Origin of the sequence: Sphingomonas sp. UV9 (assembly GCF_004101245.1) — a bacterium.
Taxonomy (GTDB): Bacteria; Pseudomonadota; Alphaproteobacteria; order Sphingomonadales; family Sphingomonadaceae; genus Sphingomonas.
Window position 1 is genome coordinate 1 of the sequence record NZ_SCIN01000006.1, and the last position, 25,804, is coordinate 25,804.

At 63.3% G+C, this 25,804-nt stretch carries 28 protein-coding genes; 7 read left to right on the plus strand and 21 right to left on the minus strand.

The genetic code is table 11. From position 1 onward, the window contains the following. The 8 genes from EQZ23_RS18780 to EQZ23_RS18815 all read right to left on the minus strand — a co-directional run. Positions 1-265: type IV secretion system protein (locus EQZ23_RS18780; protein WP_206364321.1), on the minus strand; the 265-nt coding region annotated here is incomplete at its 3' end. 35 nt (positions 266-300) lie between these two features. After that, entirely contained in the window at positions 301-618 is a 318-nt protein-coding gene (locus EQZ23_RS18785; RefSeq protein ID WP_128455999.1) for a hypothetical protein, read from the minus strand. Then, complete coding sequence (locus EQZ23_RS18790) at positions 618-1,337, minus strand: type IV secretion system protein (protein WP_240663688.1); 720 nt, start codon at positions 1,335-1,337, stop codon at positions 618-620. Before EQZ23_RS18790 ends, EQZ23_RS18785 begins: the two co-directional genes overlap by 1 nt. A gap of 30 nt (positions 1,338-1,367) precedes the next feature. Continuing rightward, on the minus strand, positions 1,368-3,758 hold the full coding sequence (locus tag EQZ23_RS18795; RefSeq protein ID WP_128456001.1) for a VirB4 family type IV secretion/conjugal transfer ATPase: 2,391 nt from the start codon (positions 3,756-3,758) through the stop codon (positions 1,368-1,370). Beyond that, the gene (locus tag EQZ23_RS18800; protein ID WP_128456002.1) at positions 3,751-4,074 is read right to left on the minus strand and encodes a VirB3 family type IV secretion system protein; all 324 of its coding nucleotides are present in this window, start codon (positions 4,072-4,074) and stop codon (positions 3,751-3,753) included. Before EQZ23_RS18800 ends, EQZ23_RS18795 begins: the two co-directional genes overlap by 8 nt. A gap of 84 nt (positions 4,075-4,158) precedes the next feature. Next, entirely contained in the window at positions 4,159-4,524 is a 366-nt protein-coding gene (locus EQZ23_RS18805; RefSeq protein ID WP_240663689.1) for a TrbC/VirB2 family protein, read from the minus strand. After that, positions 4,521-5,201, minus strand: a complete 681-nt coding sequence (locus EQZ23_RS18810) for a lytic transglycosylase domain-containing protein (protein WP_128456061.1) — start codon at positions 5,199-5,201, stop codon at positions 4,521-4,523. The genes EQZ23_RS18805 and EQZ23_RS18810 overlap by 4 nt, the downstream gene beginning before the upstream one ends. 195 nt (positions 5,202-5,396) lie before the next feature. Continuing rightward, positions 5,397-5,684 carry a hypothetical protein gene (locus tag EQZ23_RS18815; protein WP_128456003.1) on the minus strand — a complete coding sequence of 96 codons (288 nt, stop codon included), beginning with the start codon at positions 5,682-5,684 and terminating at the stop codon, positions 5,397-5,399. Between the two features lie 92 nt (positions 5,685-5,776). Between EQZ23_RS18815 and EQZ23_RS18820 the strand changes: the two genes are divergently transcribed. The 3 genes from EQZ23_RS18820 to EQZ23_RS18830 all read left to right on the plus strand — a co-directional run bounded on the left by EQZ23_RS18820 (position 5,777) and on the right by EQZ23_RS18830 (position 7,709). After that, positions 5,777-6,658: a toprim domain-containing protein gene (locus EQZ23_RS18820; RefSeq protein ID WP_240663690.1), complete on the plus strand. Its 882-nt coding sequence runs from the start codon at positions 5,777-5,779 to the stop codon at positions 6,656-6,658. Next, positions 6,655-7,254 carry a thermonuclease family protein gene (locus EQZ23_RS18825; RefSeq protein WP_240663691.1) on the plus strand — a complete coding sequence of 200 codons (600 nt, stop codon included), beginning with the start codon at positions 6,655-6,657 and terminating at the stop codon, positions 7,252-7,254. Before EQZ23_RS18820 ends, EQZ23_RS18825 begins: the two co-directional genes overlap by 4 nt. A gap of 197 nt (positions 7,255-7,451) precedes the next feature. Then, the gene (locus EQZ23_RS18830) at positions 7,452-7,709 is read left to right on the plus strand and encodes a hypothetical protein (RefSeq protein ID WP_128456004.1); all 258 of its coding nucleotides are present in this window, start codon (positions 7,452-7,454) and stop codon (positions 7,707-7,709) included. Positions 7,710-7,732: 23 nt separating this feature from the next. On the opposite strand, the gene EQZ23_RS18835 is transcribed toward EQZ23_RS18830, so the two are convergent. Continuing rightward, the gene (locus EQZ23_RS18835) at positions 7,733-10,720 is read right to left on the minus strand and encodes a TrlF family AAA-like ATPase (protein ID WP_128456064.1); all 2,988 of its coding nucleotides are present in this window, start codon (positions 10,718-10,720) and stop codon (positions 7,733-7,735) included. Positions 10,721-10,823: 103 nt separating this feature from the next. Beyond that, positions 10,824-11,390, minus strand: a complete 567-nt coding sequence (locus EQZ23_RS18840) for a hypothetical protein (RefSeq protein ID WP_128456005.1) — start codon at positions 11,388-11,390, stop codon at positions 10,824-10,826. A gap of 68 nt (positions 11,391-11,458) precedes the next feature. Between EQZ23_RS18840 and EQZ23_RS18845 the strand changes: the two genes are divergently transcribed. Then, positions 11,459-11,782 (plus strand): hypothetical protein, encoded by a 324-nt coding sequence (locus EQZ23_RS18845; RefSeq protein ID WP_128456006.1) that lies wholly within the window; start codon positions 11,459-11,461, stop codon positions 11,780-11,782. A gap of 3 nt (positions 11,783-11,785) precedes the next feature. Beyond that, positions 11,786-12,163, plus strand: coding sequence for a hypothetical protein (locus tag EQZ23_RS18850; protein WP_128456007.1), 378 nt, complete (start codon positions 11,786-11,788; stop codon positions 12,161-12,163). Positions 12,164-12,337: 174 nt separating this feature from the next. Here the strand turns inward: EQZ23_RS18850 and EQZ23_RS18855 are convergent, their stop codons facing one another. From EQZ23_RS18855 to EQZ23_RS18865, 3 genes are all read right to left on the minus strand, one after another. Continuing rightward, positions 12,338-12,820, minus strand: coding sequence for a type II toxin-antitoxin system PemK/MazF family toxin (locus EQZ23_RS18855; protein ID WP_128456008.1), 483 nt, complete (start codon positions 12,818-12,820; stop codon positions 12,338-12,340). After that, positions 12,820-13,299: a helix-turn-helix domain-containing protein gene (locus EQZ23_RS18860; RefSeq protein ID WP_128456009.1), complete on the minus strand. Its 480-nt coding sequence runs from the start codon at positions 13,297-13,299 to the stop codon at positions 12,820-12,822. The genes EQZ23_RS18855 and EQZ23_RS18860 overlap by 1 nt, the downstream gene beginning before the upstream one ends. A 305-nt stretch (positions 13,300-13,604) precedes the next feature. Next, complete coding sequence (locus tag EQZ23_RS18865) at positions 13,605-13,889, minus strand: hypothetical protein (protein ID WP_128456010.1); 285 nt, start codon at positions 13,887-13,889, stop codon at positions 13,605-13,607. A gap of 397 nt (positions 13,890-14,286) precedes the next feature. Here EQZ23_RS18865 and EQZ23_RS18870 point away from each other — a divergent pair, with 397 nt between their 5' ends. Next, positions 14,287-15,219 (plus strand): zincin-like metallopeptidase domain-containing protein, encoded by a 933-nt coding sequence (locus EQZ23_RS18870; RefSeq protein ID WP_128456011.1) that lies wholly within the window; start codon positions 14,287-14,289, stop codon positions 15,217-15,219. A gap of 113 nt (positions 15,220-15,332) precedes the next feature. Here EQZ23_RS18870 and EQZ23_RS18875 read toward each other — a convergent pair whose 3' ends face one another. Further along, entirely contained in the window at positions 15,333-15,602 is a 270-nt protein-coding gene (locus EQZ23_RS18875) for a metal-sensing transcriptional repressor (RefSeq protein ID WP_128456012.1), read from the minus strand. A gap of 145 nt (positions 15,603-15,747) precedes the next feature. Between EQZ23_RS18875 and EQZ23_RS18880 the strand changes: the two genes are divergently transcribed. Continuing rightward, positions 15,748-16,878: a nickel/cobalt efflux transporter gene (locus EQZ23_RS18880; RefSeq protein WP_128456013.1), complete on the plus strand. Its 1,131-nt coding sequence runs from the start codon at positions 15,748-15,750 to the stop codon at positions 16,876-16,878. Positions 16,879-17,422: 544 nt separating this feature from the next. Here the strand turns inward: EQZ23_RS18880 and EQZ23_RS18885 are convergent. From EQZ23_RS18885 to EQZ23_RS18915, 7 genes are read right to left on the minus strand one after another with little or no spacing between them, the layout of a single operon-like run. Continuing rightward, positions 17,423-19,963, minus strand: a complete 2,541-nt coding sequence (locus EQZ23_RS18885) for a heavy metal translocating P-type ATPase (RefSeq protein WP_128456065.1) — start codon at positions 19,961-19,963, stop codon at positions 17,423-17,425. Further along, positions 19,960-20,568 carry a cation transporter gene (locus tag EQZ23_RS18890; RefSeq protein ID WP_128456014.1) on the minus strand — a complete coding sequence of 203 codons (609 nt, stop codon included), beginning with the start codon at positions 20,566-20,568 and terminating at the stop codon, positions 19,960-19,962. The genes EQZ23_RS18885 and EQZ23_RS18890 overlap by 4 nt, the downstream gene beginning before the upstream one ends. Beyond that, positions 20,565-21,248 (minus strand): transporter, encoded by a 684-nt coding sequence (locus tag EQZ23_RS18895; protein WP_128456015.1) that lies wholly within the window; start codon positions 21,246-21,248, stop codon positions 20,565-20,567. Before EQZ23_RS18895 ends, EQZ23_RS18890 begins: the two co-directional genes overlap by 4 nt. 31 nt (positions 21,249-21,279) lie before the next feature. Continuing rightward, complete coding sequence (locus EQZ23_RS18900; protein ID WP_128456016.1) at positions 21,280-21,660, minus strand: hypothetical protein; 381 nt, start codon at positions 21,658-21,660, stop codon at positions 21,280-21,282. Continuing rightward, a complete protein-coding gene (locus EQZ23_RS18905) occupies positions 21,657-22,253 on the minus strand; it encodes an SRPBCC family protein (RefSeq protein WP_128456017.1) in 597 nt (198 codons plus the stop codon). The genes EQZ23_RS18900 and EQZ23_RS18905 overlap by 4 nt, the downstream gene beginning before the upstream one ends. Further along, a complete protein-coding gene (locus tag EQZ23_RS18910) occupies positions 22,219-22,560 on the minus strand; it encodes a DUF190 domain-containing protein (RefSeq protein ID WP_128456018.1) in 342 nt (113 codons plus the stop codon). The genes EQZ23_RS18905 and EQZ23_RS18910 overlap by 35 nt, the downstream gene beginning before the upstream one ends. Continuing rightward, positions 22,557-25,802, minus strand: coding sequence for a CusA/CzcA family heavy metal efflux RND transporter (locus EQZ23_RS18915; RefSeq protein ID WP_128456019.1), 3,246 nt, complete (start codon positions 25,800-25,802; stop codon positions 22,557-22,559). The genes EQZ23_RS18910 and EQZ23_RS18915 overlap by 4 nt, the downstream gene beginning before the upstream one ends. Positions 25,803-25,804: the final 2 nt, after the last annotated feature.

Consider the following 25,804-nt stretch of genomic DNA (forward strand, 5'->3'; position numbering starts at 1 on the left):
CCATCGTGAACAAGCCGGTCGAGGCACCGTAGAGGGTCGTGACCGCAAATACGAGAGCGGCGAGTTTCATTCCACGATAGACGAACTCTCGGAATGGATATTCGACAGCACCCCTGAGTATCGCGATACCCAACAGAATGATGTAGATTGTTACCCCAACGCGAAGCGGTCCTGAAATCCAGCTTACGATACCCGCATACGCTGCAATAATCGCAGCGAGAGCATTGTTCAGGTAGGTGAACATCGTCGCGAATAGATTTGCCATTCTACCTACCCCAAGGGTCGATCACCGTCAGGAGATCAAATGCCCATGCCTTTCTTGAAATCGTCGCGATCCTTTGTGCGACGGATTGCCTCGTTGGCACTGGCGACGTTGTTGCACGTCTCGACTACGACCGACGGCCAGCTAAACGGCGAGCGCTGCGAAGCCTTCCAATTGTCGCAGACACCCTGCATCTCGACCCGGGCGGCCTTGTTGGCGACGTAGTACGCCGTGTCGTGAAGCTGCATGTCAGAGCGCAGTCCATTCCCGGTCTGCTGCTGCTCCGACTTCGAGCAACCTGCGAGGAGGGCAAAACCGGCGATAATTCCGGCCGTGATCGGATATGGGCGGGGCATCAGTTCAGGCCCATCCCAGCCCTGTAGCTCGCGCGATCCGATTTCTGCATGGCGATATACCGTTGGTAATCCGCCTCGGCTTTCGCCCGGCGCTGAATATCGACCGCCTGCAAGGCCATCTGATCGTTCATCATCTGCGCTTGTTCGAGTTGGAGCCTGGCCGACATATCGGCCCGCTCGGATGCCGTGGTGGCGGTCGCCAAGCGGCTACGCAGCTCCTCCAGGCCCTGCCGCCTGCTGGTGACGGAATCGCCGACGTTACCGGCCAGACCGGTCGTCACGGCCGCCTCGCGCGCACCTTGCTCCGCGGCCGATCTGCTCGCATCGCTCGCATCTGCCGGGACACGACCCATCAGGTCCTTATAGACATCGTTCGCCTTGCCGCGCAGGCCGCCCACGACATCGAGGTTTCCGCTGGTGAAGCCGTCGAGGTTCGAGGACGATACGTTGCTGGTCCGCAGCGCGTCCGTCTTGAGTTTATTGGCGATGCTGCTGATGTTGGTCGCATCGTTGACGCTCTGATAAAGCTGCTTCGCCTGCGCGATCTGTTGCAGGCCCTGATCGACCTGCGTCTTGGCGGCTAGAACCTGCTGCCGCGCCTGATCGAGCTGCTGCAACTGTTGAGCGAAAGCCCGCGGATCGAACACGATCCCGCCGAGCTGCGCGTGCGCGGCACTCGTACTCAACAGGGCGATCCCGACCAACAGGCGGGCGGTCATTCTCGCGCTACGCATGTTCCTTCTCCTCCTTCAGCTTGGGCGTCGACGTTGGTGGAAGATCGGCAGCCAGGCCGCCGGATCGGGGCCGAACTCCGCGGCGGTCTCGACGGCGATCGGCGTCGTCTCGGCACGGCCGGACAATACCGCCAGTTCGTCATCGAGGCCGGTCAGGTCCAATTCGACCACTACGCTGTCATGGCCCTGCTTCACCAAGAACTTGCGGGATTCCGGCGACAGCTCCTCGCGGATAAGCTGATATTCGGCGTCGGTCAGGGAGAAGCCCTCGACATAATCGCGCCGCGATCCCTTGGGGTTCGGCAGCATGACCTGCGTCGCAACCTGTTCGAGGATCGAATGCGCGATATCGCTCTTAAGCGCATCCGCAGGCGATTGCGTGGCGAACACCATCATCGCGTTGCGCTTGCGGAATGTCTTGAGACCGTCCTGCGCGAAGCCCCGGAACGCCTCATCCTGAAGGGCCTTCCAGAACTCGTCGATCGCGATGATCGTGCGCTCGCCGGTCAGCAGCTTGTCGATCCTGTGGAACAGGTAGAGCATGAGCGGCGCTCGGACCTCGGCATTGTCGAGGAAATCCGTCATGTCGAAGCCGATAAAACGCGCGTCCAGCGTCAGCTCGTCCGACGGGTTATCGAAAACCCAGCCCATCGAACCGCGCATCGTCCATTTCTCGAGCCGCGCCCCGACGCCACCGGCATCCGCCATGCCGAGCATGGTCCGGAGCGCATCGAACGATCGATCCTCGCGGGGAAGCCGCATGACGGACGCGATCCCTTCGTCGATCAGGCGCTCGTCCTGGACCGTGATCGGGCGACCTTCCGCCCTGACGAGCTGCCGCACGAACAGCGAGAGCCAGGATCGATCCTCCGCGGTGTTCTCCAGCGCCTCGAGCGGCGCAAAGCCTGTCGGGACACCGTTTGCAAGCGTCAGGTACGTGCCGCCCGACGCCAGCACGAAGATCTGTGCGCCGCGGTCCTTGTCGATGAAGATCTGTCGCGCCCCGGTCTTCTCGGCCTGCGCCATCAGGAAGTTGACGATGACCGTCTTGCCGCCTCCGGTCGGGCCGACGATCAGCGTGTGTCCGATGTCCCGCTTGTGGAAGCTGAAGAAATAGGGGCTGCGCGCGCTCGTCTTCATCAGCGCGATCGCATCGCCCCAATGATTCCCGGTCGCGAGCCCGGCCGGATAGGTGTGGAAAGGCGAGAACGCCGCGAAGTTGAGCGACGTGATCGGCGCGGGTCGCGCGCGCCACGCGAAATTGCCGACGAGCTGGCTCCAATAGGCGGCTTCCAGCGCCGCCCCCTCCCGAGCCGCGACCATGCCGGTATCGGCGAGTGCCGCGCGCGCGATCGACATATTGTCGCGCAGGCCCTTGAGCGATTCCGCATAGACCGCGAGCGTGAAATGGTGGTCGCCGAGGACGAAGCGGTTGGACATGAGATCGTCCGCTGCATCGACGAGATCGAGCATCTGGCTGACGGCCCGATCCTCCGCATTCTCCATCTGCTTCTGGCGCAGCCGGAACCGCTCGGAGGCCGCAGCGCGACCGAGGAAGGTGAAGGATTGCGTCAGCACGAAGCTGAAATCGACCGCCAGCAAGGACTCGAACTGGCGCGGCGTCGTGAACGCCGGATACTCGCGGATGCCGAAGATGCCCCCGAAGGCGCTCCGATCGGCGTCACGGACCTCGACCGTCTCGCCACCGAAGATCACCCGTTGGCGGTACAGCGCGCTTCCCAAATGGCCGCGAATGATGGGCACGCGGCGATGCCGGCCCGTCATCACCATTTCTGCGACCTCCATCGTCTCGGAGAATTTGAGGCCGTTGTGACCGTAGATCGACAGCCGGCGCGGCGAGCAGCGATCCATCAGTCGCTCGAAATCGCGCGCCTTGTCCTCCAGTGCCTCCAGCAGGTCGGCGTCGATCGTGTCGGCTTCCGTGTTCGCCCTCGTCTTGTTCTTGAAGAGCTGAACGAGCTTGTCCGCGCCGTGGATCGACGGGCGCAGCACCAGCGTCACGAAAAAGCGATTGATGAACATCCGCTCCTTGTTCATCCGCGCGAAGTAGGCGGCATCGAGGTCGCGGGCGAAGCGCGAGCGGAAGTTGCCGCCCGGATATTGCTCGACTCTCGAGCGAACGAGATGCGTCCAGATCGACAGGCGATCGTCGTGGAGGTTGCGAAGCATCACATTGAGCTTCGCATGCCAGTCGTTCAGGTCGCGCACGTCGGCCGTCTCGAAAGCACGGCCCTGCAGCTCGAACGTCAGCATGATCGCGCCGGAATCGAGCGCCACCACCTCGTCGGTGACGTGGCGCGCATACGGCAGGAACTTGGTCGGCAGCACTTCTTTCAGCGCGATTTTCATCGGCACCTGATCGGAAAGGCGGTTTGCCTTAGCCATTGCGGCCGAACCCCTTGCGCTTGATGCCCTTGAGGGGGAGCGGGGTGTAGCTCGACCCGCCCCAGAACACGCGGTTGCGGTTGGCCGCCTTGGTGCGGCCCCACAGAAAGATCAGCCGAAAGGCGTTGACGTCGTGGCGCACGATGAGGCGCGACAGGCCGAACATCACTGCCGCGACGACGGCGCCGTAAACGGGATTGGACGTTCCGATCAGCGTGATGACCGAGGCGAGCAGCACGACCACTGCCGCCTCGATCGGCACGCCGGCGAACAGCGCAGGCCGCGTCACCGCCAGGAACAGCGGATTGCGTGCCATCAACTCCCGGTCCTCTTCCACGCCTACATACTCCACTCGATACAGACCGAGGCGGACCGCGCAGGGCGGCCCGCCCCAGCAACCTCAGCCGGCGATCTGGTCCACGATCCACGGCGCCGAAAAGATGATCGCGATGCCGATGACGACGGTGACGAGCGCGCCGGTGTTGACGCGACCCGTCAGCCACCCGAGCCCGGCAGCGATGAGCGCGATGATCGCGATCGTGCGCAGCAAGCCGTTGCTCAGCAGGCCCAGCACCTTCGTGCCGAACCCTTCGAGGTTGCTCTGCGCGAACGCCGGCTCGGCCGAGAGCAGCGATGCGAGCGCCACCAAGCCGAACAGCGACAGGACACGGCCCATCTTGCGCTGTCGCGGTGTCATCGCCGTCACCCGGGCGGTGACATGCGAGCGAAGGGCAAGCGCCGGCGCGCCGAGCGATACGAGGTTCATCGGTCTTCTCCTCCTGCGCGAGCTCGCGCGTAAGCTGCCGTCGCGAACACGTCCCACGATGGCGGCGGTGCAATCGGGGCGGTCTGTCGCGGCCCCGCTTCGGACGTGTTTTCTGCCACCAGGTCGGCGAGCTGCGCTGCCGCGCTCGCCGGCTTGCCGGCGTCGGTCGGCGTCAGCGCCGCGATCCTGACCGCTACGGGCCGGATGCCGTCGGAGAAGCCGGCATTGCCGACCACACGGCCGACATAGCCGTTTGCAAAGCCACGCGACTGCGACCCGGTGTTGTACATGGACAAGGCGATGCGCAGCGCCCGTTGGGGATGAAGCCCGTCGCTGACCTTGTGATAGTTGCCCGCGATCACCGCCCCGGCCGCAGCGATGTTCGTGCAGGGATCGAACACATTGTCCCACGTCAGCCCGAGGGCCTTCATGTTCCGCGAGTTGATCTGGCCCAGGCCGAGGTCGACCGAATAGCCCTGCGCCACGTAGCTGCGACCGATCTCGACGGCTTGCGCGACGCTTGTCGGCTGCGCCACCTTTCGGCCGAGCCCGTTGACGTTGATCGCCAGCTCGAAGCCCTGGCTTTCGGTCTGGACGACCGCCGCGATCGTCGCAGGCGCTACATTCGGCGCGCATTGCGCGGCGAGACCCATGACGACTGCGGCAGGGAGCGTCATCACCGCACCGGAATCGAAGAGCCGGGAGGTGTCGCGGATTTCACCCACGCGTCATACGGGGCAAAAAGATCTCCGGACATGAACAAGCGATTTCGCATGTTTTCACTCCTGCGTGAAAACAGTCTAAGTTGCCTTCGCCCCGATTCCTAGCCGGAAAATGACCAAAGTTTCATGATAGCCCTTCGGTCTATCGCGTCAGAATGCCTTCTCGTCTTGCATGTCGGCGCAGGGGTGAACGTGGATCACGCCATCATAGCCGTAGCCCAAGACAATGTGACGAAGTGCCGAGGAAGCCTTTTTATACAGGCGGATGCGCTTCTTGTCGTAAAGACCGACGTGATAGAGCGCGGTGCCGCGCCAGCTTACGCGGACATTGATATACCATTGGCCCGAGTCACGCTGACACACGTGCACGTCGGTCAGCGCACCGCCGGGCGGTCGCATCGTCGTCAGCTCGCGCTCGAGTATCAGCTCCAATTCCATTCGATATCCTAAAAGCGATTATATGTCTTTTCGCTGGTGATTTGCGGCAGCCCCCGGTAGCAAGTATGCCTCTCCAACGAGGGGTGTCTTAGATGGCCGGACGTCAGACCGCCACGATCGAGGAACAGGCTGACCGCATCGTTCGCCAGCTCGGCGGAAAATGGCATGGCAAATCAGCGATGTGTCGCTGCCCGGCGCACGCCGACAGCACGGCGAGCCTGTCGATCCGCGTCGGCGACCGTGCCGTCCTGTTCCATTGCTTTGCCGGCTGTACCGCCGATGCGATCATGGCGGCGCTGCGATCGGGCAAGATCCTAGCCCCCACCGACCACGACCCAGGCCAGCGCCAGGAGAGCAAGTCCGACCTCAACAAGGTCGCCCTCGCCGTCTGGCGCCATGCCGAGCCTTTCGCGGGGACGCTTGCCGACCGCTATCTGCGGTCGCGTGCGATCGTACCCACCGGCGTCGCCGGCAGGTTCGACCCGCGCTGCCAATGCGGCGTGGGCGCGGCCAAGGCGCTCGCTCCCGCGCTGATCGTGCCGATCGAGGAAGATGCCGGTGTCGTCGCGATCCATCGTACCTTCCTGGCCCCCGACGGGCGCAGCAAAGCCGACATGCCCGAACCGAAGCGGATGCTCGGCAATCCCGGCTCCGGTGCGGTGCGCTGGGGCGGCATCCCCGTCGACGGCATCCTGCGGCTCGCCGAGGGCGTCGAGGACGCCGCAAGCGTGATGAACATGCTCGGCGACGGCCGGTTCGTCTGGCCGGTGCTGGGGATCGAACGCTATCAGGCCATCGCCATTCCCGAGAGCATCCACACCGTCGTCATCTATAGTCAGCACGGGGGCGAGGCGGCGCGCGCGATCGAACGCGCCACCCCGCACCTGACGGCCAACGGCCGCCAGCTCGTCAGCAAGCTGCCGCCCCATGCCGGCGACTGGAACGATCTCCTGCGCGAGATACGCGAGATATGAAGCTCTTTCCGAGCGTACCGCGTCACCAGAAGTGGATGATGGGCGCGACGTTCGTGGTCGTCGCGATCTACTCGATTTCGCACAACAAGGAGCAACTCGCCGAAGCGGCCAGAACGCATCTCACCTCGTCGACGCCGACCGTGATCGACGGAGATACGGTCGAGTTCCCCAGTGGGCGGGTGCGGATTGTCGGGATCGACGCGCCGGATGACGATCGGCCACAGCTCAAAGCGTTAGCGACGGATGCGTTGCAGCGTCTGGCAGCGCGTGACGGTGGATTAGACTGTTCGGTGTCGATGTTCGATTATGCGTTGCGGCGTGAAAATCAGTGCCGGACCGATCCCAAGAGCTACGGTCGGTTGAACCTGGCGTGTCGTTTTCCCGCGAACAAGGCGAGTGTCGGCGCCTCGATGGTCGCACAGGGCTATGCCGTCGATTACCGAATGTATTCGGGGGGGGCCTATGTCGGCCTGATGCAGAAGGCGGCAGCGCAGCGCGCGGGCTTGTGGGGTGTCGATTACGAAGGAATGCGGCAGCTCGCGGTCGAACGGGCTACGGTGCCGGACGGATGCGCGGTCGGGACGATCAAGCAATAGGCGGGGCCTGCCTTGCAGCCCGCGCTCTACGCCGCGCCGTACCGGCGCGTCCCGGAACCCCGATGGGTTTCCGCCCTAGCGGGTGACGATCGCTAGGCTGATGCGGACCGCCCTGGTCGGGCGGACGATAGGTGTGCCACGTGGCACACGATGTCTTGCGTACTTAGATAGGTAGGGTCCATCATCCGGAGGATATGATGCCGATCGACCCCTTTGTTCTGATCGTGGCCGACCACGACAATCGCACCTTCTCGATCGAAGGGCCGATGGTGGACGACAATCCGTGGTCCAAACCCGTCGTCGATGCTCAACAGGGCGGCAAGCGGCACATCAACTGCTTCGTGCCCGGCGGTCCGGCCCGGACAAACGCCGATGTCGCTGCCCGCGAGTATCAGCGGGAATATCATTACACCCGCGTCCCTGCTGGTTCGATCGTAAGCCACCCAGGCTGGTAAGCGACTACGAACATGGCTTGGTGCTACAAGTTGACGCGCAGCCGTTTGGCGCGCTCCTTGAAGGCGTCCTCGCCGCCTTCGAGGATGTTGCACACGCTTTCGCGAATGGCCAGATCCTCCAGCCCGCCTGACTGGTAGCGGATCTCGGGAAGCTGCCCCGGACGGTGCGGACCGCAGGATGCCACGATAACCTGATCGGCATCGGTGTTGACGATCAGGTTGGCATTATGCGTGACGATAATGATTTGCCGACGCTGCTTGGCTGATCGGAAGCGCTCCACTAGTTCGACGAAGATCGAGCGGGGATCGAGATTCTCTTCCGGCTGATCGATGATGAGCGGGCGATCATCGTCGGTGTCGATCGCAAGGTAGAGCAGCAGCAGCACGATCCCGCGCGTGCCCGGTGACAGCCGCTCGACGTCGGTCCCGTCATACTGGATGCCATAGGCGATCTGGATATGGTCGGTGCCGTAGAGCCAAGCCGACACGTCACCCGCCCACTGACGGTAATCTGCAGCTTCAGCCGGGTTGCGCCGGTCATAGGGACAGCATTGGATGATGGCCGGGTCATGCGCCTCGCGGAACGCCGCAAGGGCCGTCGATACCTCCTCGGCCGTGCCCGTGCTCCACGCCGGGAGAAGACTGGCGCGTGCGAGATCGGCGAGCGTGCCAGTGCGCAGCTTTGACCCTTTGCGCAGGTCCAGCAATGCTTCTCCCTTCCGCGCCCAAGCGTCGACGTCGACGCGGCGCCGGACGTCGAACGAGAGGTTGCGCGCCGATCCGCTCTCGGCCTCAATGCGGGTGGCGAGCGGCGCATACAGGCTGGACAACTCTGCCTGCTCGGCAACTAGTGCGTCGAACACACGGGTGTAGGCAGTCCGGCGCTCGCCGCGGATCTCCAGCAGGCGCGCGGGCGCCTTGTCCGCCGTCTCGATCTGGCGCTGAAGATTGGCCGCCTGTCCCTCATCGGCCGCGATCTTGCTGTTGAGTGTCCCCAGCGCCTTTGCAGCGGCCCGATCAACCCCAATCAGACCCTCGAGCCTCTGCGTTTCCGCCGCCAGGACCGCGATCGACAGCGTTGCGAGCTGCGCACCTTGCGGGAGGTAGGTAGCGAGGGGCGAGGTTCCGGCCGCTACTGCGACCGGCGTGCCGGAAAGCGCCGTTAACGCCGTCACCACCGCGGCGCGCTCGCCGGCGATAGCGCCGTCAACATCCCCGGCGAACGTCTGCTCGAAACGGGGCCATAGTGCCTCCGGCATCTGCGCAGCCTCATGGCGCTGACGCATCTGCCGAAGGGCGTCAGGGAAGGTTCGCGTGCGCGCCAGCGCCACCTCCCGCGCGAGCGTGTCGAGCGCATTACGGCGTCGTTCGAGCTGTTCCTGCTCAGACCGGCGCTTCTGTAACGCTCCTGCAACGACGTTGTAGGCGTTGAGACGGACCTGATCGCCACCACTTTTCCCCACCAGGGCGGTGCGATCGGCCTGTGCCTTGGCGATGGTCCCTTGCAAAGTTGTCAGCCTGACGCGGAGCGGCGCAACACTAGCCTCTTTCTCGCGCTCGCTGACGAACTCCGTCGACAGGTCGCGCAGTTCGTCCTCCGCCATACCCCGTGCCGTGCGCGCACTCTCTGCACGCAGATCGAGGAGTTGGTCGAAATCCGTGGAGCCAAGCCGTTCTTCCGTTGGATGAGCGAGAAAGATGACACGCTGAATCTCGGTCAGCAGCTCGTCGGTCAGCCCCTCGGCAGAGCATAAGCGGTCAACGAATTGCTGAGAAAGATAGCGCACCTGTGGCGCACCGCCTTCGCTGTCAGCTTCCAAGACGCTGGCGATTGTTTCGCTACAGGCCGAGCCGTCATCCCAATTCAACTCAACCGTCGCGCCGGCGAGGTGGTCACGCGCGCGATGAACGAAGGAGAGTTTGTTTGCCTTCAACGACAACGCGGCACTGCCAGCGGCGATCAGATCGGCAAGCGCCGTCTTGCCCGATCCGCGCGCGCCAATGATCCCAATGAGACCCGGGTTAAGCGGCACGACGGCATCTCGAAGGAAGGGGGCGCCCTTTACTTCCACTTCGGTCATGACTTGCGACGGTTGCGCCGCTGGCGGTGCCGCGGTGCCAACGAAAACTCGCATTTCCGGTTCTAGACATGCCTGGCGTAGCGTCTCGAACGTCACCCGACCTTTTAGCCAACAGCGGCGATCCTGCGCCGGCGCTGCCACCTTGTCGGGACGGTGCGCGTCGCTGCCATGCAGGCATGGCTTGAGGCCATCATATTCGCCGACCAGCGTCTCGCGCGCTACCGGCCCTTTACCGAGCCAAAATTGCCGGTCCGCCGGCCTCCCGGAGAAGATGATTTGCGAAGCGCGTTCGATCTCGCGACGCAACCGTTCCAGCGAAGGATCGCCCTGGAGCCCCGCCGTGCCGTCTCGGTTGCTGGCAGGAACCGCGATTAGGATGTTCGCCCGTGCCCAATCGCTTGCCTTCATCGCCTCGCGGAGGTTGGCGAGATCGACCTTGAACTGATTGGTACCGACTTCAAGGGCGCGCTGATTGCTGGTCGCGTTGGCGTCGTGGGCGCGGCCTAGGCGCGTAATGTCAGCAGGCGTGCAACGGTAACGCTCACCCTTGGCTTCGAACCTGAGGTCGGACAGGAAAGCGTGCAGCCGCGCCAGATGGTCGCCGTCGTCAGGTGAGACGAGAAGGTGAAAGTTGACTGGCGACCCTTTGTCGGTGCCAATCCCAAGACGTAGCTCGACATTGGGGAAGATCAAATCGACATCGGGCATCCGCCCCGCAGCCTTGTACGCAACCGCCTGTTCGTAGGTGGTGGTGCTGTAATAGTCGGTGACGCCGAGAGCGCGGACGCGCGGTTCCGAAGCCTCGATCCGCGTCAGGAATTGCTCCCACCCGTCTGCTGCTGGATATTGGTCGGCTAAGATCGTGCCGGGGGTATGGATATGAGGGTCCCACCGATGCCACACCGATCCCCTACTCAGTAGTCCCGCCATTTTATCCGCCTTTTGGATGCTCTGATCGGCATTTAAACGAGTGATGATGTAAGTCGAAAAGGCAGCAGCAGTAGGAGTAGTTTCTGTCACGGCCGATGGGCGCTCATCGGTCTTTCCGTTTCGCGGCAGCAAACCGCCGTTTGCCGTGAAGAACGCCCTCGGCATTGGGGCTCCAACCACGGTCCGAGTGCCAGATTGCGCTCTCTCCCATGATGAAGCTCAGGCGATCTTGCCCCGTCCACCGCATCGTGCCGACACGAAAATGGCTTGCGAGCAGCCTCATCCCGTCAGCTTCCCGCCCATAGTCGATATGAGCCTCGTCATGCTCGCCCAGCCAGTCGGGAAACACGGCAACTGCCGGGAGCTGCGTGCCGCTCAGCTCAGGCAGTCGCCCGTCGGTAATCCGAGCCAGCCGGTAGTGGATGGCCTGTCGAATGGCAGCGGCAAACTCCTTCTTGAACAGATGCGACCGCTTGAACTCCCACCCAAAGACGTAGCCCGATACGCTACAGCGGCAGACGGCATCGATTCTGAAGCTGTCTCCTTCTGCACTGATCGCTTCGACCTCATCGTAGAACTCGAACGTGTCGTGTAGTAGCGCATACACCGCGGCCCGGGCCGCGCTCTCCTCGCCGTAAAGGCGGAGGCTGTCGTCCTTCGATCTTGCCATAAATTGCGCGCCTAGCTCCAGAACAACATTCACGGTATGTTCTAGGGAAGGCAAATGGCGAGGCAAGCATGAACGACCTAAACTTCTCTCTCGGCGTGCTCGAGGCCATCTACAACGAAGCGAAACGCGACGGCTTATCGTTCGGCGAGTGCGCCGGGCTCTATGCCGCGGCACGCATCCAGTGTGAGGATTTCCGCCGGTACATCGACAGCGACCGAGACGGCTACGGCTATGCTCACGAGAAGGTCAGTCAGTATCAATGGCACATCGGTGCCGCCCTCGGCTTTGACATCACCAACGGCCACGACAAAGCTCAGCATATTGGTTGGGCGCTCAGTGCATTCTGGACTTTGCGGGACGTGCTGACGGAAAATGGCAGGGACGAAGCTTGAGCCATGCTCGACGAATGGAAACGGGAGCACAAGATTCGAAAGGTGCTGCGCGGACTTGCGCGGCAGCGTGTTGCGATGATCCTTCAACCGCAGGGTGTCTGGGTCATCGAGCGGGCGCTACAGCGTGACGAAGAGACTGAAGCGGCGTTGATGACCTGCCATATGCGAGGTTGGGTCGAGCCGCTTCATGACAGCATGCCGACAGGTGACCTGACCTCGGATATGAAGCTGCCATTGGGTCAGCTTTTCACGCGAACCCAAACAGTGTTTCGTTTGACTGAAGGTGGTTGGAGCGCTTTGAATCGTGCGCATGCCTGGACCGTTGCCGGGATTGTGATTGCCGTCTTGTCACTGATCGCGACAATCGCCGTGGCGTCTTAAAACGCAGAGTTCCGGTTGTGGCAGATAAACCAAGGGCCGCCCTTTTGGGGCGGCCCTGGCCATTTAGTTCCCTCTCGGGAAACGGACACTCCCACAGGGGGAGGCCGCGAGTACCCCCCATGTAGAAACCGGGTGATAAAGATTCAACTAAAATCCGAAGCAGCCGCGGGGCTGCTAGGGCGCGGAGGCACCGGGCGCGACCTGTGGCCCCTGCCTCGCGGCCGGAGGCGCAGCGGGCACCGGGGGGACGGGCGCAACTGGCGCAGACGGCACCGGGAGCCACGCCAGCACAAGGCGCAGCATGTCATCAAACTCCGCCTGCGGCATCCGCACGATGCCGCCCTTGTCGGGAACGAGCCTGCTGACCGCGATCGTGGTCGGCTTGTCGCAGATCGCGAACGCGGCGCGGCCGTCGATCGTGGTCTGCAACGGGAACGCCCACTTGTTGCCCGGTTGCGCTTGTGTCGAACAGGGCACCACCGTCACCGCGCCGTGTAGTGTGTTCTTGAACGAGAGGATCACGACCGGGCGTCGCTTCCAGAACTCGGGAAGCTGCGCGTCCTGCGGAAAGTCGCACCAGTAGAGCTGGCGGATGCTCGGTGCCGACGTGACTTGTGGGGCGACCTTAGGTGGCGGTAGCTGCGGCTGGGCGTTCATCAGTCGCCGTCCTTCACCACGCGCAGCTTGGGTGCCCCGCGGCGGTTCTGGCGCAGCTTGTGGATTGCGGTCTTCTCCTCGATCTCGGCCAACTTCTCGTCTGCGAACGGCCTCGCCGCCTTGATGAGCCCATCGAGGTGATAGATGTTGGTTCGGCTTCCGGTTTCGGTCCGCCGCTCCTCGCGGCGGATATACCCCGCCGCCTCGAGCGACGCGATGTGCTTCTGAATCGTCCGCGGGTGGACGTTCATTGCCTTCGCCATCGTGCTCTTCGACGGATAGGGTTTCCCTTCCGCCGTCCACTTGCTCGCGAGATACACAACGATGTTGAGGTCGAGCGGTTCGAGCCCAAGCTGACGCTGGTTCTCGATGATGACGCTCGGCATGGCAGTCCAGCCCGCCTCCATCAGCGGTTTTGTCCACTTCTTCTCGTTCGTTCGCAGATCGGTGCTGCTGTCTGTTTGCGTCTTGGCCGCCATGAGGCTATTCCTCTCTGACAGCGGATATGACCCTCGCGCGACCAGGGTGCAAGTTTGAGGGGTAGCCCCTAGCGCCGCCCCCGCGAGGCATCACCGCCGCCCCCGCGGGAGGCGCTCACGGCCTGGAGCGGGAGCCACACGGGGCCTACAAAGTATAGGCCATCCCATGTAGACACCGCATAGGGATACCCATGGCGTAACAACCGAGTAACCATAGAGGGGAGCCCCCGGCGCCTCCCCCGCCCGTCCTTTTACGCACGAAATGACCAGAGGGTGTGCCACGTGGCACACCTTACGCTGCCGGCTCAGGCGGCCGGCATGTCGCCCAACTTATAGTTGGTGCCGTTGTGCGCAATCCGCAGTTCAAGTTCCACGGCGTCGCCGTGGTGCATCGTCGTCCCCTCAACCTTGCCGGTATGGACTTGATTGCCGGCTGCCAGCCAGGCGCTGATATCGTAAATCGTCTTCCAGCCGATGGGCGCCCACACCGGCTTCCCATCTCTGATCTGATGTTCGTAGACCTTGAATTGCGCGTTCAGGTCTTTGCTGGCGTCCTTCGGACGCGCCCCTACGATACGATACTTCCCCATTGGTCTTCCCCGTTGTCATTGGCCGCGCTTCGATCGCGTTAATGCAAAAGATGGGGAGTCGCTGCCGCTGGCACCAGCGGGTGTGCCACGTGGCACACCTATGGACGCGCCCAAGGCGCGGCGCGCACTCGTCGGCGCCGCAGCCCTCCCCCGGAGGCCCGCCAGCGCTGAGGGAACGCCAAGGGCGGCTGCCCTTTCGTTCCCGAACGACAATCAGACCACCCGTGTAATCCGCCAAGCGCGGCACCCGACGCCTTGTAGGCGCCGGCCGCGCTAGGCGGCTCGCCCGCGCCAGTGGTCAGATTCTCGCCCTCCCTCCCCATCCCGTTCCTCGCCGGAAAGGCAGAGCCGGTTGCTGTTGCGACCGGCTTACTGCCTCAAAGGAAAGGAAGAAATTATGGGACGGATCACCGACAATAGGGCTGACGTCTATCAGGAAATCACCGATCAGATGATCGCCATGATTGAGGCTGGCACCCGGCCTTGGTCGAAATCTTGGAACGGCAGCACTGCGCCAAACATCCCGCTGCGCTCGACCGGCGTTCCCTATCGCGGCATCAACGTCCTGACCCTGTGGGTTGCCGCCATGACGAAGGGTTACGGCTCCCCGCACTGGCTGACATTCAAGCAGGCCCTCGCGCTTGGCGGATGCGTCCGCAAGGGGGAGAAGGGTTCGACCGTCGTCTATGCCAACAAGATCGTGGTGGACGACGCCAAGGGCGATCAGGGCGGCGAGCGGGGCGAGGACGGCAAGCGGCAGGTCGCGTTCCTCAAGCGCTACACCGTGTTCAACGCCGAGCAGATCGACGGCATCGAAGAGAAATATCCCACCCCAGCGCCGATCATCACCGCCACCAATCCCGACGAACGGGACGCCGAGCTCGACGCACTCTTCGGGCGGGTGCCCGTCACCCTCAAGCATTTTGGCTCGCAACCCTATTATCAACCGAGCGGCGATCACGTCGTCATGCCCGAATTTGCCGACTTCCATACCAGCGACGACTATTATTCGACGCTTGCGCACGAGCTTTGCCACGCGACCGGCCACGCCGATCGACTTGCCCGTCCGTCCCTCCTTTCCACGAAGCGCGAGGACTATGCCCGCGAGGAACTGGTCGCCGAGCTAGGGGCCGCGTTCATAAGCGGCGCGATCGGCATCAAGCTCCACGACCGCGAGGATCACGCCGCCTATCTGGCGAATTGGCTCCAGACCCTTCGCGGCGACAAGCGCGCGATTTTCACCGCCGCGACCCAGGCCCAGGCCGCAGCCGATTGGCTGTTGGCCCGGATGGGTGCCGAGATCGTGCAGCAGATGGACGAGGCCGCGTGACCCGATCGGGCGCGGCCTACAGTGCCGCGCCCCTCCCCGGCGCGGCACCTTACGTATCGACTAGGGCCAGAAAATCACGCGCCGCTCCCCCGCAGAGCGAGGGCGCGGCGCTTCTACCAATATTTCGAGATTGCTCGGAACTGCTCTACCGCAGCCTTGGTCCCTTCGCCCTCTTCTGCGTGGACAAGGCAATGATCGATATGGTCGTTGATCAGCGCGCGCTTGGCGCTGGCGATCGCATTCTCGACCGCCTGAAGCTGCTGCGCGATGTCGACGCACGGGCGTTCCTCCTCGATCATGCTGACGATGCTCCGTAGATGGCCGGTCGCACGGTTCAGCCGCTTGATGATCGCAGGATGACTGGAATGATCGTTGTGGGCCATGTCACCCCATGTAGGACATTCCCTTAACGATTGTCGAGTATCCCCCCAGGGGGATGGAATCTATCCCCCTGGGGGGATATGGGAGCCCGACCTTGGCACCCAAGCACAGCTATCGTTTGGACGCCCTGAAACATCGGGAAGCATGATGACCTCGTTTGCAGACCTCATTCAGCAGGGTAGCACCAACCTGTGGCTGTTCATCCCGAGCGCGTTGTTGCTGGGCGCTTTGCATGGTTTGGAACCGGGTCATTCCAAAACGATGATGGCCGCGTTCATTATCGCGGTGCGCGGTACGGTCGGCCAAGCCGTGCTGCTCGGTCTTTGCGCGGCCTTGTCGCATACTGCGATCGTTTGGGGGATCGCGCTCGGCGGCCAGTATCTCGGCCGCGGCATCAACACCGAGACGACCGAGCCTTACCTGTTACTCGGCTCTGCGGTCATCGTGCTCGGCATCGGCCTTTGGATGGTCTGGCGCACGCGTGCGGACCAGAAGGCGGAAGCGGCGCACGATCACCATCATCATCATGGCGAGGATGAGGTCCGCTCAATCGATACCGGCCACGGCATGATGCGTCTCGAAATCTTCGAAGACGGCGTACCGCCTCGCTGGCGCGCGCACTTCGGCAAGGGCGGCTGGAAGGCGGATGACGTGACCGTCACCACGACCCGCGACGAGGGACGGTCGCAGACCTTCCGCTTCGTCGATCGCGGCGACTTTATCGAGAGCGTTGAAGAGATCCCCGAGCCGCACGCCTTTGCAGCGCGGGTGTCGCTCGGACATGGCGGTCACAGCCACGACTATGATCTCACATTCGCCGAACACGATCACGGTCACGACCATGGGGCGCCGACGGACGGCCTCAAGGTGACGGGTGACGATGCCTACATGGACGCCCACGAGCGTGCCCATGCCTCCGACATCAGTCGCCGTTTCGCCGATCGGAAGGTGACGACCGGCCAGATCGCGCTGTTTGGCCTAACGGGTGGGCTTATCCCCTGCCCCGCAGCCGTCACAGTTCTCCTGCTCTGCCTCCAACTCAAGCGCCTCTCGCTGGGTGTCGTGTTGGTCAGCGCGTTCAGCGTCGGCTTGGCGGTGACAATGGTCAGCGCCGGTGTGATCGCCGCGCTCAGCGTCAACCAGATTCAGAAGCGCTGGTCCGGCTTCGGCGATTTCGCGCGCAAGGCTCCGTACGCATCCGCCGGCCTGATGATCGTGATCGCGAGCTACATGGCCTATTCCGGCTTGAGCGACCTCAGCCGCATCGGCACAATCTGATGAACCTCGCGCATCTCTTGGCCGATATGCGTAGGCTGATGGTTGCACAGCAGACCGGATCGACCACGTCGTTCAAACCGACAGTCGCGCCACGTCGGTGATGGTGGTGGCAGCAATAGCCATAGTGTCCCTCGAACCGGCAGCGGACCCGCTCGTCTTCTGATCGTCGCTATCGTCCATCGTTGCGTCCCGCGCGATATGTACAGTCGAGCCCGAACCGAAGTGCGACCGATCTCGTCCCGCGCCGCGAATCAGCGCGCAAACACCCTGAACAGCTAGGGCGCTCACACAATCCGGCAACGAGCCTAAAAGGCTTCGAACGTTGCACCATGTTGCTCAGCCTGTTCACGCATACTTCTCAGCAGGCCCTACCTGCCAATCCCCTCGGGGGAACCAGCGTGATTGTGGGAGAGCGGTATCCATTTCGAGCGGCTCTGCCTTTCATCGATAACGATGACACGCGGTGATATACGGTAAGATAGATCGCTGCCGTCACGCCCCCCCGGTTCGCCGCCGACGATTAATGCTTCGCAGCGATCCGCCGTCATGCTGCTCGCTCTGCCGGATCGCGGTAGGCGAGCAGGCGCAGCGCATTAAAGACGACTAGCAGCGTCGAGCCTTCGTGCATCGCGACGGCCGGGCCGATCCCAAGGCCGAGGATCGTCGCTGGCACGAGTAACGCGACGACGCCGAGGCTGACGAACACGTTCTGCCGGATGATGCCGCGGGTATGGCGGCTCAAGCCGATGGCGAACGGCAGATGGGCGAGATCGTCGGCCATCAGCGCAACGTCGGCGGTTTCCAGCGCGACATCTGATCCCGCAGCGCCCATCGCGATGCCAACCGTCGCACTCGCCATCGCCGGCGCGTCGTTGACGCCATCGCCGACCATCGCAACCTTGTCTTCGCCGGCGAGCTTCTTGATCGAGGCAACCTTGTCCTCCGGCATCAGGTCGCCCCATGCCTCGTCGAGCCCGACATCCTTTGCGATGGCATCGGCCACCATTTGATGATCGCCCGAGATCATAATCATACGGGTGATCCCCATCTCGCGCAGCCGCTTGAGCGCAACCTTGGCCGCTTCGCGCGGCGTGTCCATTAGCCCGATCGCTCCGATGTCCTTATCGCCCTTGCGGACCACCATCGTCGTGCGCCCGCCCTCGCGCAGGGTGGCGATGGCGTCGGTTGCGTTAGCGTTCAGCGACGGGATGCCTTCCACGCCGAACATCTCGGCCTTGCCGATCCATACCGTCTCGCCATCGACCGTCGCGGTGACGCCGCGCCCGGTCAGGCTCTTAAGATCGGTCGCGGTCGGCAGCTCCCGACCGCCCAGGCGCTCGCGTCCATCCTTCACGATCGCCTGCGCCAACGGGTGATCGCTAAGCCCCTCGACCGAGACGGCGAGCGCTAACAGATCCCCTTCGCTCGCCCCGTCGACGGGAATGACATCGGTGATGCGGGGTTTGCCTTCTGTCAGCGTACCCGTCTTGTCGAACGCGATCGCCTTCAGCGAACCCAGGTTCTCGAGCGGCGCCCCGCCCTTTACCAGCACTCCGCCGCGTGCGGCGCGTGCGACGCCCGATAGCACCGCGCTGGGGGTGGCGATCGCCAGCGCACAAGGGCTGGCTGCAACTAGCACCGCCATCGCGCGATAGAAGCTGTCGCGGAACGGTTCGTCGACTACGACCCAAGCGAACAGCAGGAGAAACGAGAGGGCCAGCACCGCGGGGACGAAGATGCGCTCAAACCGATCGGTAAACCGCTGCGTGGGGGATTTTTGCGTCTCCGCCTCGCTCACCATCTTTACGACCTTGGCGAGCGCGCTTTCATCGGAACGCCGCGTCACCTCTATCTCGATCGCGGCACCACCATTGATCGTGCCAGCGAACACCCGCGACGTCGCCTCGACCGTATCGGGCTTCGCTCGAGCTACCTCGACATCGCGAACAGGCTCCTTGTCGACGGGGATGCTCTCGCCGGTAACAGGCGCCTGGTTGATTGCGCTAGATCCTTTGATGACGAAGCCATCGGCGGGTAGGCGCTCATTCGGACGCACGATCACAACGTCGCCAACCACCAGCTCCTCGACGGCCAGCTCCGTGGTTTGCCCGTCACGGCGCACCGTCGCCGTTGCGGGCGCAAGTTCGGCAAGTGCCTCGATAGCGCGCTTGGCGCGCCCCATCGCATAATGCTCGAGCGCATGGCCGAGGCTGAACAGAAACAGCAGCAGCGCGCCTTCCGCCCAGGCTCCCAGCGCCGCAGCGCCGGCGGCCGCGACGAGCATCAGCGTGTCGATCTCGAATTTCTTAAGCCTTAGGTTGTCGATCGCTTCACGCAGCGTGAAGAAGCCGCCGAAGAGGTAGGCGCCGATATAGAAGGCCGTCGGCAGCCAGTCGGACGCGCCAGCAGCCAGCTTCTCGATGGCGAAGCCGATCGCCAGCAACGCGCCGCACGCCAGCGCGAATATCAGCTCAGTATAAGGACCGAGGAAATTAGCGTGCGCGTGATCGTGACCATCACCCGGTCCATGCTTTTCCGGACCTTCGGCATGGCCGCGATCACCGTGATCGTGCCCCGCATGGTCCCCGGCAACGTGATCGTATCCGGCATAGTCGCCGGCATAATCGGATCCAATCCGCTTACCAGGCTTGACCTTGAGCTTACCCAGGATCGCGACGATGGTCGCCTCGTCGATGCGTTCCTTGTCATATTCGACCCGGAGGCTGCCTGAGGCGTTGGCCTCAGCCTGTAGCACGCCCGGCGCACGGCACAGCGTTTCGCAGACAGTGCGGGCGCGACGTTCATGGCTTATACCCTCGACCTGCCAGGTCGCATGACCATATCGCCCGCTGATCTCAGCGCCCGCCGCCCGCACCATCTCGCGCACGCGCGGCAGCGGTAGCGCGGCCCCATCGAAATGAATGCAGAGCTTCGCCGGACTGTCACCATCGGCAGGCAGGACGTGCGCGCGCTCGACGCCGGGTTTAGCGCTCAACGTCGAGACGAGACGCCCGACACAGGCATCGGCCGCGTCGGGGACCTTTGGCAGAAGGACAGGAATATCGAGTTCAAGCTTGTCGGTCATCGCGTCGTCTCCGCATTGGTCTTGGTTTCTGCGCGTGCGTCGCGCAGGATCTCGATGCCGCCTTTGATCGCGATAAGAGCGGTGGCCAGGCCGACCAGAAGATCGGGCCAATTCGTCCCCAGCCATAGCACTAGCGCGCCCGCGATCAGGATGCCGCCGTTGGAAATGAAATCGTTGAAGCTGAAGGTCGTCGCGGCACGCAGGTTCACGTCGGGCTTTTTGATCCGCTGAAGCAGGCGCAGGCAGATATAATTCACAACGCCAGCGATCGCCGACATGACCATCATCGTTGGCCCGATCGGATCACTGCCCTGGACGTAGCGACGACCGACGTCGAGCAAGATGCCCCCGGCAAACAGGAGCAGCATTACACCGGATGCCATCGCGGCCCGGGTCTTCCACGTGCGTCCGTGGCTGAGAGCGGCGAGACTCAGCCCATAGACAGCCGTGTCGGAAAGATTATCGACGCCGTTGGCAATAAGCGCGCTCGAGTCGCCGATCAGGCCGGTGGCGAAGAAACCGGCGGCGATCGCCGCGTTGAGCAGCAGCACGATCCAAAGTGTGCGCCGCTCGTCAAGAACCTTCCCGCCCGGTGAAGCCGTCATGCCATGACCTCCTCGATCAGGAGCAGCGCGAGAAAACCGACGAAGAACATGGCGCTGATGAGCGGCGAGTCAGGCTTCTCATGCGCCTCGACCAGCAGTTCCTCGGTGACGAGGTAGAGCAGCGCCATCAGGCCGAAGCTCAGGAACCCGGTGATCCACACCGGTGACAGGAGCGCCACCGGTTGCGCGATGAGCGCGCCGATCGGCATCAGCAATGCCAGCGCGCAGGTCAGGCCGATCGCCTTCACCTTGCGATATCGGCTCGCCAGATCGTTGGTGAGCGTCAGGGCCAGGAACAGCACTTCGAGCGTCAGCGCGACGGCCAGCAACGTTCCCGCCTTCTCGCCAGCGATGAAGGCGAGGCCCAGCACCAGGCCGTCGATCGCCAGATCAAGCCCTATCGCCGCGAGCAGCGCCACGGGGCCTTCAAACCGGCTTTCCGCCGCCTTGAGGCCGAGCATCACCGCCACACCGATCGCGCCGCCGATCAGCGTCGCTGTCGGCGATCCGCCGTGCATCACCAGCGGCAGGATCTCGGTCGCTGCCGCGGCGAACACCACGCCGGCTGCGAGGTGCTGCATGGCCGCGACCAGCTTCTCGCCGGGCGTGCGCCACCCAGCGATGAGCGCGCCGATGATGATCGCCATCATGGGAATCAGGGAGAACTTGAGCGCTGCCATTGTCAGCGCTCCCAGCCATAGAGCGTTGCGATCACGAGGCGTTTTCCTTCGTGCAGAGGATCGGGCGCTTGCCCGGTGCCTCGATCTTGATCTGGTCGCCGGCGAAGGTCGCGCTTTTCGCGACGCCGACATATTGGAGGCCCTGCATGGGCGCGGTCAGGACGGTCGGCGCCGCGCGCGCGTCGCGCCGGAACTCGACCGTGAGGCCCTGATCCCTGTAATCAACGATGAGCGTCTGGTCATCGTCGCATCGGTAGAGATGGCGGCCAGGCGCCCCACTCGCCACGCCGCTGTCACCTGCGTGAATTTCCTGTTCGGTTGGCGGCCCCTTCTGGGGTTGCTCGGAACAGGCGGCGAGCGCCAGCGCGAGACAGGCACCGGTACGGGTAAATCCGGTTCGAAAGGGTATCATTTGTGCCCCCGGGTTTTCCGACCGCCGTGACGCGGCGACGCAGGAAGCGGCTTCGCGCCGGGTTGCACTGCCAACCGCCGCAATTGGCGGTCCAGGCACCGATCTGATTGCACGAGTCCGGCCTGTAGCTTCCGGCGCAGCAGCGCAGTCCACATCCCGCTAAGGAAGCCATGGAAGCGCAAGCGATGTCGCAAGCGAGTGCCGACAGGATCGCGCTCCAGCTCATAAATCTCTTCGAACTGCAGAAGCTTTGCCACCCCCGCGGTCCAAGCAAACGCGACCGGCTTTTCGACACGGGTGATGTCGGCCGCCGTCGTGACAGGTTTCCCAAGCCCCCCGATGCGGAAGCTGTACGTTGCCTCGCCACCCTCGACCGCTTCACCCGCGAGTTGAGTGAACGGCTTCCATTGCGAATGCGCGGCGAAGTCCGTGAGGACCGACCACACGCGCAGCGGCGATGCCGTCAGGATCACGACATTCTCGATCGCGGCGCGCCCGGTATCCGCCGGGCGCGCACTATCAGGGGAAGCGCCAACTGGACCAATCGCTACGCCATGCTCAACGTCCGTCATCGTCCGCGTCCGCGTCGGCATGGAGGTCGATGATTTCCACCGCCTCCAGCGTTATCAGGCCGATTCCCTTCAAGTCGTGCAAGCCCGTCATGAAGGTCCGAAGTTTCGCGTCGTCGTCGACGATCTCGATCACCACCGATCGGTCGTTCTCGAGGATATGACGACGGTGTGTGTGCGCCGATCGCCCGATCCCGATCATCGCCTCGATCACCGTCGCACCGCCGAGACGGGCGTCGCGCGCCCGCTCGGCTATGAGTTCAAAGACCTTGCGGTCCCCAAAATACGCATTCTCGTCGGTATACACCCGCAGCAGTTTCATCATCGTCATGCCGTGGCCCCCTCGTGTGCGTCGGTCAGTTGGTCGTCATCCTTTGTTCGTTTGCCTGACGTCGCCCCCAAGACGACCTTGGCGATGGCTGGAAGCACCAGCAGGGTCAGGATGGTCGCGGCAACGAGGCCACCGATCACGGTCACGGCGAGCGGCTTCTGCACCTCCGCGCCGGTGCCGTGCGCGAGCGCCATCGGCACGAAGCCGATCGCGGGCACGAACCCCGTCATGATGACCGCCCGCATCTTGTCGGCCATGCCTGCCCGGATCGCCTCCGCGATCGGCATCCCAGCTTCGCTGTGATCCCGGATCGCGGTCATCACCACGAGCCCGTTCAACACCGCCACACCGGCGAGGCAGATAAACCCGACCGCCGCCGACACCGAGAAGTTGATGCCGGTCAGCGCCAGTGTGAACACGCCGCCAGCCAGCCCCAGCGGCACCGCCAGGAACACCGATGCCGCCCGGCCGAACCCGCCGAGCGCCATGTAGAGCAGCCCGAAGATCGCGAGGAAGCAGAGCGGTACGACGATCGACAAGCGTGCCGAGGCCGCCTGCAGGTTCTCGAACTGACCACCCCATTCGAGATAGTAGCCGGCCGGCAGCTTCACTTTCGCGATCTTTGCCTGCGCTTCTGCCACGAACGAGCCCGCATCGCGTCCGCCAAGGTTTACCTGAACGACGACACGACGCTTTCCATTCTCCCGGCTGATCTGGTTCAGCCCCTCGGTCAGCCGGATTTGTGCCACCTGTGCAAGCGGCACCTGTGCCCGGGGACGTCCTTCGACTTCCGGCAGCAGCACTGGCAGCGACCGAATGTCGTCGAGGTTGGCACGCGTCGCCTCGGGCACTCGCACGGTGACGTCGAACCGACGATCGCCCTCGTATACCAATCCCGATTCACGCCCGCCCAGGCCCGCCGCGATCGTATCGGATACATCGCGCACCGTGAGGCCGAGCCGCGCGATGGCCGCACGGTCGAGCTTCACGTCAAGCGCCGGCGCGCCACCGACCTGTTCAGCCTTGACGCTTGTGGCACCAGGGATGGTCTGCAGGACACGCACCATCTCATTCGCGGTCTGCGACATCTTGTCGAGATCGTCACCGTAGAGCTTGATCGCGACGTCGCCGCGGACGCCGGCAATCAGCTCGTTGAAGCGAAGCTGGATCGGCTGGCTGACCTCGTAAAGGTTACCGAGCAGTCCACCCGTCGCCTTCTCAATCTTGGCGACGACATCGGCTTTGGTAACGCCCTCGGCCCATTCATCCTGAGGCTTCAGGATAACAAAGCCGTCCGAGACGTTCGGCGGCATCGGGTCGGTCGCAACTTCCGCGGTACCTGTCTTGGAGAACATCAAGGAAACCTCGGGGATTTTCTTCACCGCCTCCTCGACCTTGCGCTCCATCAGCAGCGATTGTTCGAGACTGACCGAGGGCACGCGCGTGGACGCGAAAGCCAGGTTCTTTTCGTCAAGCTGGGGGATAAATTCCGATCCCAGCAACCCGAACGCCGGGATCGCCGCCAGGAAGAAGGCAAGTCCGCCGAGGATAAACGGCCACGGCCGCGCAATCGCCTTGTCCAGCAGCGGTAGGTAGCCCGCCTTGGACTTGCGGATCAGCCACACGTCCTTTTCCGCGACCTTGCCGCTGATCAGGATAGCAACCAGTGCGGGAACAAGCGTGATCGCCAGCACGAATGCCGCCACCAGCGCGAGCATGATCGTGATCGCCATCGGCGAGAACGTCTTGCCTTCGGTGCCGGTGAAGGTCAGCAGCGGGGCAAACGCGAGCAGGATGATCGCCTGGCCGAATACGGTCGGCTTGATCATCTCCTGCGCCGCCCGCATCGTCTCTTCAAGCCGTTCCCGAAGCGCGAGCAACCGGCCTTCATGTTCCTGTCGATGCGCCAATCTTGCGAGACAGTTTTCGATGATGATGACTGCGCCGTCCACGATCAGACCAAAGTCGAGCGCTCCCAGGCTCATCAAATTGCCGGGGACGTTGAACGCGTTCATTCCCATGGCCATCATCAGGAACGAGAAGGGGATCACCAGCACCGCGATCACTGCGGCACGCCAGTTACCCAGCAGCAAGAACAGCGCAACCGCAACGAGGATCGCGCCCTCGGTCAGGTTGCGCTGTACCGTAGCCACCGTAGCGCCGACCAGCTCGGCGCGGTTCAGCACTACCTTTACCTGTATCCCGTTTGGCAGGGTCTTGGTTATCTGATCGAGCTTGGTCGACGCCTGCTCGGCAACGACGCGGCTGTTCTGCCCGATCAGCATCAGCACCGTGCCGATCACCGCTTCCCGCCCGTTCATGCTCCCCGCACCCGTGCGCAGATCGCCGCCGATGCGGACGTTGGCGATCTGGCCGATCGTAATCGGCGTTCCACCCCGCGTTGCCGCGACGGCATTTCGGATTTCATCGACGGTTCGCACGCGAGAGTCGACGCGGACCAGATAGGCTTCGCCGCCCTTGTTATAATAGTTAGCGCCGACCGCGAGGTTGGCGTTTTCGAGCGCTTGTCCGAGCTCGCTGTACGAGATGCCGAAGCTGGCGAGCTTCGTCGGATCGGGTTCGACCACGAACGTCTTGGCAAAGCCACCGATGGAATCGACGCCTGCCACGCCTTTCACCGAGCGAAGCTGCGGACCGATGATCCAGTCCTGCACGGTACGCAGATAACCGGCTTTCTCGACAGCGTCGGTCAACCGTTCGCCTTCCGGCGTCAGGTAGCTGCCATCTGGCTGCCAGCCGGGTTGGCCCGCCACCTTCTTCGCGCCTTTTCCGTCCGGATTGGCGTAGCCGACCGTGTACATGACGATCTCGCCGAGACCGGTTGTAACCGGCCCGATCTGCGGTTCCACGCCGTCCGGCAGGTTCTCAGCGGCCTGCCGCAGACGTTCGCCGACCTGCTGCCGCGCGAAGTAGAGGTCGGTGCTGTCGGTGAAGATCGCGCTGACCTGGCTGAAGCCGTTGCGCGAGATGGAGCGCGTCGTCTCCAGGCCGGGGATGCCGGCGAGCGATATTTCTACCGGGTAGGTTACGAGCTTTTCGATCTCGACCGGTGAAAGCCGCGGATCGACCGTATTGATCTGAACCTGTTTGGTGGTGATGTCGGGCACCGCGTCGATCGGCAGCTTGGTAAGCTGCCACACGCCGAGGCCGGCGATGACGAGGAACAAGGCTAGGACCGTCCAGCGGGCGCGGACGGAAAGCGCCATGAGGTTGGCTATCATGG